The organism is Enterobacter cloacae complex sp. IR5458, assembly GCF_049238025.1.
In the GTDB taxonomy this organism is placed as follows: domain Bacteria; phylum Pseudomonadota; class Gammaproteobacteria; order Enterobacterales; family Enterobacteriaceae; genus Enterobacter; species Enterobacter kobei.
The window spans coordinates 75410-91929 of the sequence record NZ_JBMKIF010000003.1; the positions used below are offsets into that span (position 1 = coordinate 75410).

The 16520-nt window shown below is 59.9% G+C and carries 16 protein-coding genes; 3 read left to right on the forward strand and 13 right to left on the reverse strand.

Going from position 1 to position 16520, the window contains the following annotated elements:
* Positions 1-38: 38 nt before the first annotated feature.
* The 4 genes from ACOTYN_RS03245 to ACOTYN_RS03260 form a co-directional block, all read right to left on the reverse strand.
* Positions 39-1061, reverse strand: a complete 1023-nt coding sequence (locus tag ACOTYN_RS03245) for a HoxN/HupN/NixA family nickel/cobalt transporter (protein WP_241819930.1) — start codon at positions 1059-1061, stop codon at positions 39-41.
* Position 1062: 1 nt separating this feature from the next.
* Positions 1063-3279, reverse strand: coding sequence for a carbamoyltransferase HypF (gene hypF / locus ACOTYN_RS03250; RefSeq protein WP_332956488.1), 2217 nt, complete (start codon positions 3277-3279; stop codon positions 1063-1065).
* 6 nt (positions 3280-3285) lie between these two features.
* Complete coding sequence (gene hydN, locus ACOTYN_RS03255) at positions 3286-3831, reverse strand: electron transport protein HydN (RefSeq protein WP_008499565.1); 546 nt, start codon at positions 3829-3831, stop codon at positions 3286-3288.
* A gap of 134 nt (positions 3832-3965) precedes the next feature.
* Complete coding sequence (locus tag ACOTYN_RS03260) at positions 3966-4979, reverse strand: LacI family DNA-binding transcriptional regulator (protein ID WP_023337691.1); 1014 nt, start codon at positions 4977-4979, stop codon at positions 3966-3968.
* 214 nt (positions 4980-5193) lie between these two features.
* Here ACOTYN_RS03260 and ascF point away from each other — a divergent pair, with 214 nt between their 5' ends.
* Positions 5194-6645, forward strand: coding sequence for a PTS cellobiose/arbutin/salicin transporter subunit IIBC (gene ascF, locus ACOTYN_RS03265; protein WP_241819928.1), 1452 nt, complete (start codon positions 5194-5196; stop codon positions 6643-6645).
* Between the two features lie 18 nt (positions 6646-6663).
* Entirely contained in the window at positions 6664-8088 is a 1425-nt protein-coding gene (locus ACOTYN_RS03270) for a 6-phospho-beta-glucosidase (protein ID WP_332956483.1), read from the forward strand.
* A gap of 87 nt (positions 8089-8175) precedes the next feature.
* On the opposite strand, the gene hycI is transcribed toward ACOTYN_RS03270, so the two are convergent.
* The 9 genes from hycI to hycA all read right to left on the reverse strand — a co-directional run bounded on the left by hycI (position 8176) and on the right by hycA (position 15957).
* The gene (hycI, locus tag ACOTYN_RS03275) at positions 8176-8631 is read right to left on the reverse strand and encodes a hydrogenase maturation peptidase HycI (RefSeq protein ID WP_014884999.1); all 456 of its coding nucleotides are present in this window, start codon (positions 8629-8631) and stop codon (positions 8176-8178) included.
* Positions 8624-9034, reverse strand: coding sequence for a formate hydrogenlyase maturation HycH family protein (locus tag ACOTYN_RS03280; RefSeq protein WP_032635702.1), 411 nt, complete (start codon positions 9032-9034; stop codon positions 8624-8626). Before ACOTYN_RS03280 ends, hycI begins: the two co-directional genes overlap by 8 nt.
* Positions 9031-9798, reverse strand: coding sequence for an NADH-quinone oxidoreductase subunit B family protein (locus tag ACOTYN_RS03285; protein WP_014885001.1), 768 nt, complete (start codon positions 9796-9798; stop codon positions 9031-9033). The genes ACOTYN_RS03280 and ACOTYN_RS03285 overlap by 4 nt, the downstream gene beginning before the upstream one ends.
* Positions 9798-10340 (reverse strand): formate hydrogenlyase complex iron-sulfur subunit, encoded by a 543-nt coding sequence (locus tag ACOTYN_RS03290; protein WP_014885002.1) that lies wholly within the window; start codon positions 10338-10340, stop codon positions 9798-9800. Before ACOTYN_RS03290 ends, ACOTYN_RS03285 begins: the two co-directional genes overlap by 1 nt.
* A gap of 9 nt (positions 10341-10349) precedes the next feature.
* On the reverse strand, positions 10350-12059 hold the full coding sequence (hycE, locus tag ACOTYN_RS03295; RefSeq protein WP_332956479.1) for a formate hydrogenlyase subunit HycE: 1710 nt from the start codon (positions 12057-12059) through the stop codon (positions 10350-10352).
* 15 nt (positions 12060-12074) lie between these two features.
* On the reverse strand, positions 12075-12998 hold the full coding sequence (locus ACOTYN_RS03300; protein WP_180262244.1) for a respiratory chain complex I subunit 1 family protein: 924 nt from the start codon (positions 12996-12998) through the stop codon (positions 12075-12077).
* Between the two features lies 1 nt (position 12999).
* Positions 13000-14814, reverse strand: a complete 1815-nt coding sequence (gene hycC, locus ACOTYN_RS03305; RefSeq protein ID WP_332956477.1) for a formate hydrogenlyase subunit 3 — start codon at positions 14812-14814, stop codon at positions 13000-13002.
* Entirely contained in the window at positions 14811-15419 is a 609-nt protein-coding gene (locus ACOTYN_RS03310; RefSeq protein WP_023331169.1) for a 4Fe-4S dicluster domain-containing protein, read from the reverse strand. Before ACOTYN_RS03310 ends, hycC begins: the two co-directional genes overlap by 4 nt.
* Before the next feature lie 73 nt (positions 15420-15492).
* Positions 15493-15957 (reverse strand): formate hydrogenlyase regulator HycA, encoded by a 465-nt coding sequence (hycA, locus tag ACOTYN_RS03315; protein WP_014885007.1) that lies wholly within the window; start codon positions 15955-15957, stop codon positions 15493-15495.
* 210 nt (positions 15958-16167) lie between these two features.
* Between hycA and hypA the strand changes: the two genes are divergently transcribed.
* A complete protein-coding gene (hypA, locus tag ACOTYN_RS03320; RefSeq protein WP_032635694.1) occupies positions 16168-16518 on the forward strand; it encodes a hydrogenase maturation nickel metallochaperone HypA in 351 nt (116 codons plus the stop codon).
* Positions 16519-16520 lie beyond the last annotated feature (2 nt).

Consider the following 16520-nt stretch of genomic DNA (forward strand, 5'->3'; position numbering starts at 1 on the left):
GGCCTACAAAACAACAAAAAGAGAGTTGAGGCAAAAATTCAGGAGCGCACCACCAGCGCATCGTAGCCGCGCCAGCGGTAGTTGGCCATGGAGATCAGCCAGCAGGCGACAAACAGCCCGACCACCACAAATCCGGCGTTGCCGAGGTTATCGTTCACCGCGCCCACCACATCCCAGACGCCGCCGCTAAGGGCAAATTTATCCATCAGCAGACCCAGCGCTTCCAGCCCACCAATGAACAGCGCCACCACCACGGAGGTACCGGTAATGGTCATGTTGTAGTAGAGCTTGCGCTGCGGTTTGTTAAACGCCCAGCCGTAGGCACCGACCATCAGCAAATTGTCGAGGGTATCCACCAGCGCCATACCGCTGGCGAAGAGCGCCGGGAAGATCATGATTGACCACACCGACATCCCGCTGGAGGCGCTGGCGGCAGAAATCCCCAGCACGCCAATTTCAGTGGCGGTATCAAACCCGAGACCAAACAGGAAGCCCACCAGGTACATCTGCCAGCTTTTATTGACGAGGCGGAAGGTTTTGCCAAACAGCCAGCTCATCACCCCACCCTGGGCGGGAAGCTCCACGTCGCTGCGGGCCGCATGCCCCTTTTTCAGCCCCTGGAAACTGCACCATACGCCGCGCAAAATCACCATATTCACCAGCGCCATCGCCAGCAGGAAGGTGGCGGAAACGGCGGTGCCAATCAGGCTCCCGGTCTCGTGGAACCATGCCATATTTTTCTGAAACGCCGTGGCGGTGGCGGCGATAGCGATGGAAGCCAGCACCACGATGGTGGAGTGCCCCAGCGAGAACCACGCCCCCACGCCGGACGGGCGTTTGCCCTGCTGCATCATCTTACGCGTCACGGTATCAATGGCAGCAATGTGGTCGGCATCCACCGCATGACGCAGCCCGTAACACCAGGCCAGCAGGCTTGCCGCCATCAGCGCCGTACTGCCGCTGAAGGTGTGCCATGCCCAGCCCCAGGCCAGCAGGTTTGCCATTACCAGTGCCAGCAGCAGAAGCGCGGCGCGAGGTTCATTGCGTAACAGTCGTAACATTTTAAATCCTTTGTGAACATGACCGGGCAGCGGCGACCACCGCCTGCCCGAAGGAGATCGCTCCGTCACCTGCAGGCAGGCGCGAAGGAAAAAGAAGCGTAAAGTCAGAAAGATAATGCCGCAGGCGCGCGCGCAGCAGGCGGTTATGTAACACACCGCCACTGAGGCAGATTGTTGAAAGCGATAAGCGTCGGGCATGGGATGCGGCATGCTCCGACAGCCCTCTTGCCAGCGCATCGTGAAACGCCCACGCGCGCTCGCAGGGCTCCGCCTGCCAGGCAAGCCACTGTTGCCAGAAAAGTGCAAGGTCGTCCACCGACAGCGTAACCGGGTGTTTCACACCGTTGCACCGTGCCGCCAGCGCCTCCAGCCTGCAGGCCGCTTCGCCTTCGTAGCACTGCGTATCGATGCCCAGCGCACAGGCAACCGCATCAAACAGGCGTCCACAGGACGAGGCCTGCGGCGCGTTGATGCCACGCTGGATCGCCGTCGCCAGTAGCGGCCAGTTCTGGCCCTGAACTGCCCGCGTTTCCGGGAACTGCTGCCAGTCAGGCACAAAGGCCAGGCAGTGGGCGAGCAAATTGCGCCACGGCTGCTTCGCTGCCAGATCGCCCCCCGGCAGCGCAACGGCAGGCAGGCCACCCAAATGTTCGCAGTCGACATAGTTCACCCGCAGGCACTCTCCGCCCCACAGCGCGCCGTTCTCGCCCATGCCGATCCCGTCCAGCGTCAGGGCGATAACGTCCCCACCGCCGAGCGGCCAGCCATTTTCAGCCAGACACGCCGCCGCATGGGCATGATGATGCAGCAAGGTTTCAACGGGCAGCGCCTGCTCCAGCGCCCACTGACTGGCGTGATACGCCGGATGGGCATCGCACACGACACGCGCGGGCTTAAAGGCATAAACCTGTTGCATCATTGCCAGCGCCGAACGCCACTGTGCGTCGACCCCCTCGTCACTGAGATCGCCAAAATGCGGGCTCAATACAGCCTGATTTCCGCGCACCAGGCAGAAGGTATTTTTCATCTCTGCCCCGGTAGACAATATGGCAGGGATATCGCCAAACCCGGCGGGTAACGTGATGGCATCCGGCACGAAACCGCGCGCGCGACGCAGCATCGCGCCCTCCCGATCCACCACCGAATCATCCATTCGTTGCAGAATGTCGCGGTTGTGCAGCAGGAAGCCGTCAGCCATTTCGCCGAGCGTATCCAGCGCTTCCTGATTCGTCATCGCAGGCGGGCGGCCGCTGAGGTTGCCGGAGGTCATCACCAGCGGGCGCTGGCAGTCCATCATCAGTAAATGCTGAATCGGATTCGCGGGCAGCATCACGCCGACACAATCGAGCCCCGGCGCAATGGCCTCAGGCAGTGCGGGAAGCGAGGCTTTGGGCGTCAACACAATGGGCGCAGCAGGAGAGCGTAGCAGGGTCTGCATCGCCTCCGGCAGGTCAGACGCATCGGGGATCATCACCGCCAGCGGCTTCGTCGGGCGCTGTTTGCGTGCCCGTAGCGTCGCCACCGCCTGCGGGTTAAGCGCGTCGCAGGCAAGGTGAAAGCCTCCCAGCCCCTTGATGGCGACAATACCGCCGCTTTTTAGCTTCTCCACTGCTGCGCGTAATGCCGGTTCGCGCGTGGCGACGCTGTCCCCGGCTCGCCACATCAGCGCTGGCCCGCAGTCCGGGCAGGCCACCGGCTGAGCGTGAAAACGCCGATCGGCCGGGTTGCGATACTCGGCTTCACACGGTGCGCACAGCGGGAACTCGGCCATTGACGTGGCCGGGCGATCGTAGGGCATGGCGCGGATGATGGTGAAGCGCGGGCCGCAATGGGTACAGTTGATAAACGGGTAACGATAACGGCGCTCGCGGGGATCGCGCATCTCCGCCAGGCACGCCGGACAGGTCGCGGCATCCGGCACGATTTGCGTGTCCATCGCTCCGCTCTCGCTCTGGCGGATGGTAAAATCCGTCGGCAGAGCGGACCAGCTAAAGGGCTGCGTGTCTACGTCGTCAATCCGCGCCAGCGGTGGGCAGTCCTGGCGCAGCCTCGCGGTAAAGTCCCCCCCATTACCCGCGAGACGCACCAGGACACCCTCTCCGTCGTTACAGACGTCGCCCGTCAGCATCATCTGGTGCGCCAGCTGCCAGACAAAGGGACGAAACCCCACGCCCTGCACTTTGCCACGCACCCGAAGCTGTACGCCGTTAACGCGCATTGCGACTTAAAACAGCAGCGATGACGAGGTATCGAACGCCGCGCGACGGCGTTTTTCTGCGCTCATCTGCTCGAGCTTGTCGCGATCCACGCAGACCAGCGCGTGTGTCGGGCAGGCTTCCATACAGGCCGGGCCAGCTTCGCGGTGGTAGCAAAGGTCGCATTTGTTGGCCTCGGCTTTCTCCGCCCGCACGCTCAGGCCCATACCGCTGTTACGTACTACCGGACGGACAACCACTTCCATCGCGCCATACGGGCAGGCGACCACGCAGGTTTTACAGCCAATGCAGCGCTCCTGCATCACATGCACAAAGCCCTTCTCGCGTTTAATCGCCCCGTTCGGGCAGACGTTCGCGCACGGTGCGTCTTCGCACTGGCGACAAATAGCGGCGGTGGAAATATTCACGCCTTTAATGACGTGGATGCGTGGCAAAAACGTGTCGGGGGTAAGTGATGCGCAATCCTGCTCCGCCTGATGGGAAACTACGCACGCCACTTCACAGGTACGGCAACCAATGCACTTACTGGCATCGGCCATAATAAAACGGTTCATCTGCTTCTCCAGCATTACAGTTATGCGCGGAGCTATTCATAAACCGTGCCAATTATTAACCAATTGATTTTAAATGACTTTAAAAATCACAGCCGCGCTGTCATCGTCACTTATGACGATGACAGCTGTCGACATCAGCAGTGGGGGCCGTCAGTCACGGAGTCGCGCAGGATAAGCTCGCCGGAGAACGTTTGCTGATATTTGAATTCACCGCCGTCGAGCATGAAAATCAGACGACTGATGGTTTCCTGGATCATCTCCGTGACCGGAATACGCACGCTGGAGAGCGAAGGCACAATGTACGGCGCTATCGCCACGTCGTCGAAGCCGATAACTGACACCGCGTCCGGCGTGGCAACGCCGCTCTCGTGCAGCTGTTTAATGGCGCCAATCGCCATGTCGTCATTGCTCGCCACCAGCGCCGTAAAGCGTTCGCCGCGTGCGAGCAGTTCGGATACCGCCGCCGCGCCGCTGGCCGGGTTCCACTTCCCTTCGGCGATAAGCTCGTCGCGCAGGGCAATACCGTGCTGCGTCAGCGCATCTTTGTAACCGGATAGTCGCTCAACGCCGGTCGGGGAATCCAGCGAACCGGTGATAAACGCAATCTCCCGGTGCCCTTTTGCAATCAGCTGCGACACCGCGTCCTGACAGGAAGCTTTATGATCGGACCAGACGCTGTGGCTGCTGTTTTTCCGCAGGCGGCGGTTGAGCACCATAATCGGCTGCTCACACTTCTCGACGATCGCATCCAGTTCATCCACGTTCAAAAAGCGCGGGTAGATGATCACCGCGTCGCAGCGCATATCGAGCAGATACTGGATCGCCTCGCGCTCTTCATCCGCGCTGTGCTTGCCGTCCGCGAGGATCAGCTGCCGCCCTTTCTCTTCCGTCATTCGTGCGGCATGAAACAGCAGTTCGCTAAAGTAGACGCCGTGATAAAGGGTGTTCGTCACCACCAGCCCCAGGGTCTGGGTACGTTTGGTCGCCAGGTTTCGCGCCAGTAAATTCGGGCGATAACCGCTCTCTTCAATGGCCTGAAAAACCCGGTCTTTGGTCTCCTGGCTGACATAGCCATTTCCCGACAGCACGCGGGATACCGTCGCTTTCGAAACGCCTGCCCGCTTCGCCACTTCAAGCATCGTGGTCATGTTGTTATTCCATCTGAATCTGATGAAGCGCAGTGTACTGCACTGCAGAAAAATTGTCGCAGCGGCGAAATCACGCTTTCGCTACCGACCAGTGATCATCATCACGAATTGAAAAAATGACTAAAAAGCGATCTTGTTTCACTCAAAGAAACTCATGATGATTATGTGGAACCGGTTTCCTACATTTCACACAACGATAACAGGATCACATCCGATGGCCAAAAATTACGCTGCGCTGGCGAACGACGTTATCAGCGCGCTGGGCGGCAAAGAGAACATCGTCGCCGTCACCCACTGCATGACGCGACTGCGTTTCGTTCTGAAAGACGAAACCCTCACCGACGCCGCGCGCCTGAAAAGCATCAGCGGCGTGCTTGGCGTAGTGCGTAACGACAACCAGTGCCAGGTGATCATTGGCAACACGGTTTCTCAGGCCTACCGCGAAGTGGTAAGCCTGCTGCCCGTTGACCTACAGCCCGCGGTGCCGGAAGGCCCGCAGAAGCTGACGTTACGCCGCATTGGCGCCGGGATCCTCGACGCGCTGATCGGCACCATGTCGCCGCTGATCCCCGCGATCATCGGCGGTTCGATGGTCAAGCTGCTGGCGATGATCCTTGAGATGACCGGCGTGCTGCCAAAGGGCGCGCCAACGCTAACCATTCTGACGGTGATTGGCGACGGGGCATTCTTCTTCCTGCCGCTGATGGTGGCCGCCTCGGCGGCAGTGAAATTCAAAACCAATATGTCGCTGGCGATCGCCATTGCGGGCGTGCTGGTGCACCCGAGCTTTATCGAGCTGATGGCGAAAGCCGCGCAGGGCGAGCATGTTGAGTTCGCCTTTATCCCGGTGACGGCGGTGAAATACACCTACACCGTTATCCCCGCGCTGGTGATGACCTGGTGCCTGTCTTACATCGAACGCTGGGTCGATCGCATTACCCCGGCGGTGACGAAAAACTTCCTCAAGCCGATGCTGATCGTCCTGATTGCCGCCCCGCTCGCCATCGTGCTGATTGGGCCGCTCGGGATCTGGATCGGGAGCGCTATCTCCGCACTGGTTTACACCATTCACGGCTATCTGGGCTGGCTCTCCGTCGCCATCATGGGCGCACTCTGGCCGCTGCTGGTCATGACGGGGATGCACCGCGTCTTTACGCCAACCATCATTCAGACCATTGCCGAAACGGGTAAAGAAGGGATGGTCATGCCGTCAGAAATCGGCGCCAACCTGTCGCTCGGCGGTTCATCTTTGGCGGTGGCATGGAAAACCAAAAACCCGGAACTGCGCCAGACGGCGCTGGCTGCGGCGGCTTCTGCCATCATGGCGGGGATCTCTGAACCGGCACTGTACGGTGTGGCGGTACGTCTCAAGCGTCCGCTGATTGCGAGCCTGATCAGCGGCTTTATCTGCGGCGCGGTGGCCGGCATTGCGGGTCTTGCCAGCCACTCCATGGCGGCACCGGGGCTGTTTACCAGCGTGCAATTCTTCGATCCGGCCAACCCGATGACCATCGTCTGGGTATTCGGCGTGATGGCGCTGGCAGTTGTGCTGTCGTTTGTTCTGACCCTGCTGTTAGGGTTTGAGGATATCCCGGTCGAAAACGAGGCCGAAAAAGCGCGCGCTCTTCATACCGCGCCGGTACAGAACAACGCAGCAAAAGCATAAATTGAAAGCGAGGTAAGAATGTCTGTTTTTCCACAAGGATTTTTATGGGGCGGCGCGCTTGCCGCTAACCAGAGTGAAGGTGCTTACCGTGAAGGCGGCAAAGGACTGACGACGGTCGATATGATCCCCCACGGCGCCAATCGTCTGGCGGTGAAACTCGGCAAGGAAAAGCGTTTTTCGCTGCGTGACGACGAGTTTTACCCGAGCCACGAGGCGATTGATTTTTACCATCGCTATAAAGAAGACATTGCCCTGATGGCGGAGATGGGCTTTACGGTATTCCGCACCTCAATTGCCTGGAGCCGCCTCTACCCGAACGGCGACGAACCGCTGCCGAACAAAGAGGGCATAGCCTTTTACCGCGCGGTATTTGAGGAGTGCAAAAAGTACAACATCGAGCCGCTGGTGACGCTCTGCCACTTCGACGTGCCGATGCACCTGGTGACGGAATACGGCTCCTGGCGCAACCGCAAGATGGTCGACTTCTTCGCCCGCTACGCCCGCACCTGCTTTGAGGAATTTAACGGGCTGGTGAAATACTGGCTGACTTTCAACGAAATCAACATCATGCTGCACAGCCCGTTCTCCGGTGCCGGGCTGGTGTTTGAGGAAGGTGAAAACGAAGATCAGGTAAAATATCAGGCCGCGCACCACGAGCTGGTGGCGAGCGCGCTGGCAACCAAAATCGCCCACGAGGTGAACCCGGAAAATCAGGTGGGCTGTATGCTGGCGGGCGGTAACTTCTATCCGTACTCCTGCAAACCGGAAGACGTGTGGATGGCGCTGGAGAAAGACCGCGAGAACCTGTTCTTTATCGACGTGCAGGCACGCGGCCGCTATCCGGCCTACTCCGCTCGCGTGTTCCGTGAGAAAGGCGTGGTCATTGTCAAAGACCCCGGCGATGACGAGCTGCTGAAAAACACCGTCGATTTTGTCTCGTTCAGCTATTACGCCTCGCGCTGCGCGTCGGCGGATATGAACGCGGGCAACACCAGCGCGGCAAACATCGTGAAGTCCCTGCGTAACCCGCACATTCAGGTGAGCGAATGGGGCTGGGGCATTGACCCGCTTGGCCTGCGCATTACCATGAACATGATGTACGACCGCTACCAAAAGCCGCTGTTCCTGGTGGAAAACGGCCTGGGTGCGAAAGATGTCATTGATGAAAACGGCGAGATTAACGACGACTACCGCATCAGCTATCTGCGCGAGCATATCCGCGCGATGGGTGATGCGATTGAGGACGGCGTGCCGCTGATGGGCTACACCAGCTGGGGCTGTATCGACCTGGTTTCAGCGTCTACCGGCGAAATGAGCAAACGCTACGGGTTCGTGTACGTTGACCGCGACGATGCGGGGAACGGCACGCTGGACCGGAAGCGCAAGAAATCGTTCTGGTGGTATAAGAAGGTGATTGCGAGTAACGGGGGCGATCTCGAGTAGCCTGTTGCCCTCACCCCGGCTCTCTCCCACAGGGAGAGGGAACGGGTTTGGCAGGCCGGGTAAGGCGAAGCCGCCACCCGGCACTGCTCAGAGCGGAGAAAACCCCCCGTCCCCAACCCACCCTTCAAGCCGTGAATAAACCACTTCCACCGCCTCTTTTACCGGCGGCGTCATCGGGTAATAAAACCCAACAATGTCCGGCTGAATCCCCAGAAACAGCACCTCACCCACGTCGTCCTTGATCTGATCCACGAGGTAATTCAGCGGCATATTGTGGGTCGTCATCATAAACATCCCGGCAATGTCGTCCGGGTCAATGAGTCGGATCTCTCCGGGGTTGAGCCCCATATCGGTAGCATCGACAATCAGCAGCCTCTCCGGGCGCAGCTCGCGGATGGCGACCACGTCATTTTCTGGCGCGCTACCGCCGTCAATCACCACCCAGTTGCCCTGCGGGTTCGCGGCGCACATCTCTGCCAGCAGCGGGCCCGCGCCGTCGTCGCCCATCATGCTGTTGCCGACACACAGTAAAACGTCAGTCACGTAATCTCCTCACCATCAGGTAGATGGCACTCTCCTGATGAATATCATGCAGCATGCTGAGCAACGTTTTGCTCCACGCCTGCTGTTCGGCGGATTGCCTGCTCAGCGCCGCATCAAAGGCGTTGGCGAGCATCGCAATGTGGTTGGCATCGATGACGATCTCACCGTACTTTGGCACGCCTTCCATTTTACGCCGCGCCGTGCTGCCCTCCTCCAGCGTGGCGATCCACGCCAGATACTCAGGCCAGGGGCAGCTCAGCGCGGCCTCCAGACAGTCAATCACCCCGAGGTGATGCCCAATCGCCAGGCTGTAATAGACCACCTGCTGCGCCGCATCCGGCGTGGCATCGTTCTCATCAATAAACTTACGGCTCAGTTGACTGAACACCACCGTTTCACTCATCGGATACGCGCCTCGTCCACAATGCTGTTCAGGTTCGCCACAATCTCATTCAGACGCGGATCGTTTTCCGCCTCCAGCCAGCGGGCAACCTGCTGCTCGCCCTGGCTCAGCAAACGCAGATAATCGTCGGCAATCTGACGACCATAACGGTAGCCCGCCAGCCTGCGCGCCGTACGGTCGACCTTCACCCGCAGCGGCTGCACCATATCCGGATGGAGGAGCATCGCGGGCTGGTTGTCGAGCTCGCCCGGTTCACGGGCGTGGATTTTCTGCTCCAGCAGGCCAAGCGCCATCGCAAAGCCGTACAGCGTGGCGGCAGGCGTCGGCGGGCAGCCCGGAATATAAACATCCACCGGTACGATTTTGTCGGTGCCGCCCCAGACGCAGTAGAGATCGTGGAAGATGCCGCCGCTGTTGCCGCAGGCACCGTAGGAGATGCAGATTTTCGGGTCTGGCGCAGACTGCCAGGCACGCAGCGCGGGCGAGCGCATGGCACGGGTGACCGCCCCGGTAAACAGCAGAATATCCGCATGGCGCGGAGACGGCACCACTTTGATACCGAAGCGTTCAGCGTCAAACAGCGGCGACAGCGTAGCGAAGATCTCGATCTCGCAGCCGTTACAGCCGCCGCAGTCCACGCGGTAGACGTAGGCCGAACGTTTGATTTTTTTCAGCAGCGACGCCTTCATGCTGGCAATGGATTCCTCCACCGTCATTGGCACCGGCATGCCATTGTCGTCGCGCGGGCCGAGTAAGTGTTCCATCAGCTGGCCTCTCTCATATGGCGGGTGATATCAATCCGGTCGGACGGCAGCAGGCATTTCTGACGCTTACACTCCGGGCAGGTTTCAAAACTTTCACGGTGATGTTCCGCCCGGACGTCACCGTTGTGCTGCAGCAGCGCGATGGCGTAGTCGATCTCTTTTTGCACGGCGAACGGACGCTTGCAGACGCGGCAGTGACACAGCGCGAAACGCGACTGCTGGAGGAAATCGGCTTTCTTCCACACTGCCAGCTCGTACTCCTGCGACAGGCGAATGGCGACCGTCGGGCAAACTTCCTCGCAGCGGCCGCAGAAAATGCAGCGTCCGAGGTTAAACTGCCAGGCCAGTTCGCCGGTTTTGAGATCCGTTTCCACCGTCAGGGCATTCGACGGGCAGGCATTGACGCAGGCCGCGCAGCCTATGCACTGCTGCGGATTGTGCTCCGGCTTGCCGCGAAAGTTTTTATCGACCGGCATCGGCTCCAGCGGATAACGGCTGGTCTGCGTGCCGGTTTTGATCACTTTTTTGATAAAGGTAAACATGACGAGTCCTTATTTCAGCGGCGAGTTCTTACGCTCGATGCTGTAGCGCTCAAGCTCTTTGTACGGCACCACCTGACTTTTCTTCTTGCGCACGTCCACCACGGTCATGCGGTCGGTGCAGGAGTAGCACGGGTCGAGGCTACCGATGATCAGCGGCGCATCGGAGACCGTATTGCCGCGCAGCATGTAGCGCAGCGTTGGCCAGTTGGCGTAGGTCGCCGCACGGCAGCGCCAGCGGTAGAGCTTCTGGTTGTCGCCAGTCATGCTCCAGTGGATATCGTCCCCGCGCGGCGCTTCTGCAAAGCCGAGCGCGAAGCGGTTCGGGATGTAGGTGAAGCCCTCTACCATCAGCGGACCGCCCGGCAGGTTATCGAGGCCGAAGTCGATCATGTTCAGGGCAGTGAACACCTCGTTAATGCGGACTTTCAGACGTGAGATGACGTCGCAGCCCTGCTCGCTGTGCACGGTCATGGGCAGCAGGCCGTAGCCGACGAACGGGTGATCGGCGCGGGTGTCGCGGGCGTGGCCGCTGGCGCGCACCATCGGGCCGACGTTGCTGAAGTCGCGGGCAATTTCCGGATCAAGACGGCCAATCCCTACGGTGCGCTGCTCGATGTTTGGCGTGCTGAGCAGCATATCCACCAGCTCCTGCACGTCCCGGCGCATCTGCTGCGCCAGCTGACGGGTCTGGATCATGTCATCTTTCAGCAGGTCGCGGCGGATCCCGCCGATCAGGTTCAGCCCGTAGGTTTTACGTGCCCCGGTGAGGATCTCCGCCATCTTCATCGACACCTCACGCACGCGGAAGAACTGCATAAACCCGGAGTCAAAACCGACGAAGTGGCAGGCCAGGCCGAGGTTTAGCAGGTGCGAGTGCAGACGTTCCACCTCCAGCAGAATGGCGCGGATCATCTGCGCACGTTCCGGCACCACGATCCCCATACCGTTTTCTACCGACGTGGTGTAAGCGGTGCTGTGGGCAAAGCCGCAGATGCCGCACACGCGGTCAGAAAGGAACGTCACTTCGTTGTAGCCCATGCGGGTTTCCGCCAGCTTTTCCATGCCGCGATGGACGTAGAACAGGCGGTAGTCGGCGTCGATAATGTTTTCGCCGTCGACGAACAGACGAAAGTGGCCCGGTTCGTCGGAGGTGACGTGCAGCGGACCAATCGGCACCACGTTGTTCTTTTTGCTGCCCAGCTCGTTGATGAACTCGTAGGTTTCGCTGTCGGTGGTCGGCGCCGGGCGCTGGCGGTAGTCCATGCTGTCTTTACGCAGCGGATAGAGTTCATCCGGCCAGTCGTCCGGCAGCACCAGACGGCGCTCGTCCGGCAGGCCGACCGGCACCAGGCCGTACATGTCGCGCACTTCGCGTTCGCCCCAGACGGCAGCAGGCACCCGCGGCGTAACGGACGGATATTCCGGCTTATTCGGATCGACTTCAACGCGCACGGTCAGCCAGCACTTCTCGCCCTGCTCCATCGACATCACGTAGTACACGGCGTAATTGCCGCACAGCTGGCGCTCGTCGTTACCGAACAGCACCGACAGCCAGCCGCCCTGCTGGTAGTAAAGAAACTCCACCACCTCCGGCAGGTCGTTCACCTTTATGGTGACGGTGATCTGGTCTTTGGTTTGCCAGGACTCTTCCAGCACCACGCCGGGGAAAGCCTGGTGCAACGCGGCGAGATACTGCTGACCTTTCTTTTCTTCAGACATAAACACTCTCTTTAATCACGCCACCAGCAAGGAGACGAACGCTAAAAATGCAAAGCCAAAACCGGCCCAGGTGATGCGCGAGGTCGCCACAAAACGCAGACGCGCCATGCTGTTCTCGAACAGCGCAATCACCAGCACGCCGATAAGCAGCTTGATCGCAGCAACCACGAAGGCCAGCACCAGGCCGCCCGCGGAAAAGTGCGTCATCTGCCCCCACGGGAAGAAGACGCCGACAAACATCTGCAACACCACCAGCTGCTTGAGGCTGATCCCCCACTTCAGTACCGCAAAGCCGTAGCCGCTGTATTCGGTGAGTGGCCCCTCCTGTAATTCCTGCTCGGCTTCCGCGAGATCGAACGGCAGTTTGCCCATCTCAATAAACGTGGCGAACGCGCAGGCGCAGAGTGCCAGCACCAGCGGAATGGAGCGGCTTATCGGCCAGTGATAAACGGTATGGGTGATAAAGCTGATATGGGTGGAGCCTGCGACCTGCGCGGCGACCCACAGCCCCAGCAGCAGGATCGGCTCAACCAGCACACCCAGCATCGCCTCGCGACTGGCACCGAGGCCGGTAAACGGACTCCCGGTGTCCAGACCCGCAATCGCAAAGAAGAAACGGGCGATGGCGAAGAGGTAGATAAGCGTGATCAGATCGCCGAGCGCAGGCAGCGGTGAGCCCACCGTGACGACGGGCAGCGCGGTGGCGATGGTGAGCATCACGCCAACCATCACAAACGGCGTCAGGCGAAAGACCCAGCCTGCGGCATCGGGCGCCACGCTCTGGCGAGAGAGCAGCTTGAAGAGATCGCGGTACTCCTGGAGCACGCCAGGCCCGCGACGGTTGTGCATCCGGGCGCGCGCCACGCGCGTGATGCCCGAGAGCAGCGGCGCAACGGCAAACAGCACCAGCGCCTGAAGAATTGCCAGTAACAGACTCATGTCAGGCTCCTCGTGAAATCACAATGACCACCAGCACCGACAGCTCAATCAGCGCCAGACGGCGGAACAGTGCGGGCGCGGCAGCACTCTGCCAGCCCGGAACCCAACCCTGCGGGTTGAGCCAGTGGCGCAGCTTCAGCACGGCGGCGAAGTTCTCTTTTACCGGCATGGCGAAACCGTGGGCGGTGATGACCATTGACTGCTCGTGTTTGTAGCCGCAGGCCCAGGCTGCGCCGCGCGCACGGGAGGCGAGTCGATCGCGTTTAAAGAACAGCATCAGCACGAACGGCAGTAGCGGAGAGGCAATCAGCAGCAGGGCTATCATCGGTTGGGAAACGGTGGTTTGTGCCGTCTCAAGCGGCAACGGAATAGCGTTTCCGAGCAGCGGCAGCAGCCACGGCGCGGCAACCCCACCCGCAATGCAGCACAGCGCCAGCGCAACCACGCTGGTGGCCATCAATACCGGTGCACAGCAGGCATTTTCAGCCTCACGCGTGCGCGGTGCGCCAAGGAAGGTAACGCCGTAGACTTTCGCCATACACATCACCGCCAGCGCCCCGGTAATCGCCAGGCCGACCGCCAACATAGGGCCCAGCAAACGGCCGATAAACGCATCGCTCTGACCGAGCGCGAAGAAAGACTGGTAGATCACCCACTCGCCGGCAAAACCGTTCAGTGGCGGCAGCGCGGCCATCGCCATCAGCCCCACCAGCATCGCCAGGGAAATCACCGGCATCTTTTTGCCAATGCCGCCGAGCTTTTCGATATCCCGATGACCGGTTCGGAACCAGACGCTGCCCGCGCCGAGAAACAGGGTGCTTTTAAACAGGCTGTGGTTGACGAGGTGATACAGACCACCGATAAACCCGGCGGCAATCAAGGCGGGCTGATTCAGCGCCAGACCGGTGACGCCCGCGCCAAGACCGAGCAGGATAATGCCGATATTTTCGAGCGTGTGGTACGCCAGCAAACGCTGGATGTTGTGCTCCATCAGCGCGTACAGGCCACCCACGAACGCGGTGATCATCCCGGCCAGCAGCAGCACGACACCCCACCACAGCGGCGGTTGCCCGCTGGTCAGCGTGAGTACCAAAATCCCGAACAAACCCACTTTCATCACCACCACAGAGAACAGCGCGGCGGCGGGTGCGGAGGCATTGGCATGCGCCTGCGGCACCCAGCCGTGCAGCGGGATGATCCCGGCGAGGAGGCCAAAGCCCACTACGCCCAGGAGCCAGACGTCATTCCCCAGCGGATGGCCGTTGAGCGCAGAGAAATCCAGCGTGCCATAGCGTTGCCACACCAGCCAGCAGGCCAGCGCCAGCAGTAGCGTGCCGAGGCGACCGAGGGCAAACCACAGCTTGCCGGAGGCGCTACAGCCCGTCAGGAACACGCCGCACAGGGCCATAATTTCGGCCATCACCACCAGCGCGCCAAGATTGCTGGCGATAACGGTGCAGACCGCCGTCGCCATGAGCAGGTTTACCAGCAGACCATTAGCTCTGGTGTGCTGGTTGCGGTGCCAGTCGATATTGAACAGGCTGACAAACAGCCCGCACAGACCGAACGTCACCAGCCAGATGGCATTCAGCGGCGTAATCTCAACGCTGTGACGAATCAGCGGCATCACGGCCTCTGTGGATTGCCCCCCCAGCAAAACGACACCGCCTGCCGCGAGCGTCATCAGGCTGCCGAGCGCCCCGCCGATACCGGCTATCCAGCCGCTCAGGATTTTATGGAAAGAGAAGAGCAGCGCCAGCACGGCGGCGGCCGCAAAGTACGCTACGGCGCTGTTAATCATGTCTATCGCGTTCATTTCGCCCCCTCGTTAAGCGCCTGCAGAAGCGAAAGATCGCCGACGTCGGTATTAATGGTCAGCTCGCGCTTGCGTTTGCTGGTACGGGCGATATCGCGGATGTTAACCAGAATGAGCGCCTTGGTCGGACAGGTCCGCACGCAGGCCGGTCCCTGTTCATCAAAGCTGCACAGGTCACACTTCACCGCCACGGCGCGGATGCCGGGAACCCAGTCCAGTAGCGTACTTACGCGTGCCGGAGCCGGTGGCGCGGGCGGCGCTTTCGGGGAGTTGGCATTGGCCGGAATGTGCAGCGGACGGCTGCCGGAAAATTCAATGGCGCCGAACGGGCAGGCAATGCCGCACAGCTTGCAGCTGACGCACAGGCTTTCGTTCAGCTGGACCGCGCCATCAACGCGGGTGATGGCATTCACCGGACAAACACCCGCGCAGGGGGCATCTTCACAGTGGTGGCAGAGCTGCGGAGCAGACTCTTTTTCATTACGCATGACGCGAAGGCGCGGCATGGACTGCAGCCCGTGCAGGCGGTGGGTTTCCGAACACGCCGCCTCACAGGTTCGACAGCCAATACAGACCGTCGAGTCAGCAATTACAAAACGGTTCACCGGGCAATCCTCAGGTGATGGTCATTTTTGACGACGAAAAGCTGTCTTCTCGACACTTTTCGACACTCGGTTCTCAGGCAACGTTTGCGGAAGGGTTTCCGGCGATCAGCTGTTTCAGGTCGACCGGTAAGTCGTGTTCAACCGCGTGATAAAGCCCGTTGTAAACCGGCGCGATTTTCTCCAGATAGTGTTCAAGCACCTGCTGGCGATCGCGGTTGCTGACGTAGCCATCGACCATGCCGTCAGCCATCAGTTGCGCTTGCGCAATACACTGTTTTTCACCCTCTTTGTTCTCGACGTAGTACTCAATGGTGTGGCTGTTAAAGCTGTCTGCCAGGGTGACAAAGACCGTGAAGTGGCCGAAGAGGACAAAGCGCATATCGCCTTGCGCCGCACAACTCATCGCATGATGCAGACGCGCTTTTGACAGGGTGATCCCCTGAACCAGAGAGTTGCAGTAGAGGTGCCACTGCTCCTGTAGCTGCTGGTGGCGCTGCGCGATGTAATCCGCTTTTTCGCTGATTTCCCAAATAGTCATAAAAGGTATCCGGTTAATGGAGATAGCGGCTGTTAAGCAGATTCCGTGCCAGTTTTTAATCAACTGATTTTATTGATCTTTAATTTCAAAACTGCTGTCAACGCGGCGGTGTCGACGTGTCATTTCGACAGCATTGACATCGTCACGCCCTGACAAAATACAGGCTGGCACTGTTATTGCATTACCGGGGCAATTCATTGAGGAGGCGTCATGCACGAAATCACCCTCTGCCAGCGAGCGCTTGAACTTATCGAACAGCAGGCAGTGCAAAACCACGCGAAACGCGTCACCGGCGTCTGGCTGAAGATCGGGGCATTTTCCTGCGTCGAGACCAGCGCCCTGACCTTCTGTTTTGAGCTGGTATGCCGCGGCACGCTGGCGGAAGGCTGCGAGCTGCATATCGACGAGCAGCAGGCGGAGTGCTGGTGCGAGCAGTGTCAGCAGTACGTCACGCTGCTCTCCTCAAAGGTTCAGCGCTGTCCGCAGTGCCAGCGTACCGGGCTGCGGATCGTGGCGGATGACGGTATGCAGATCCAACGCCTCGAAATCGAGAAGGAGTAATG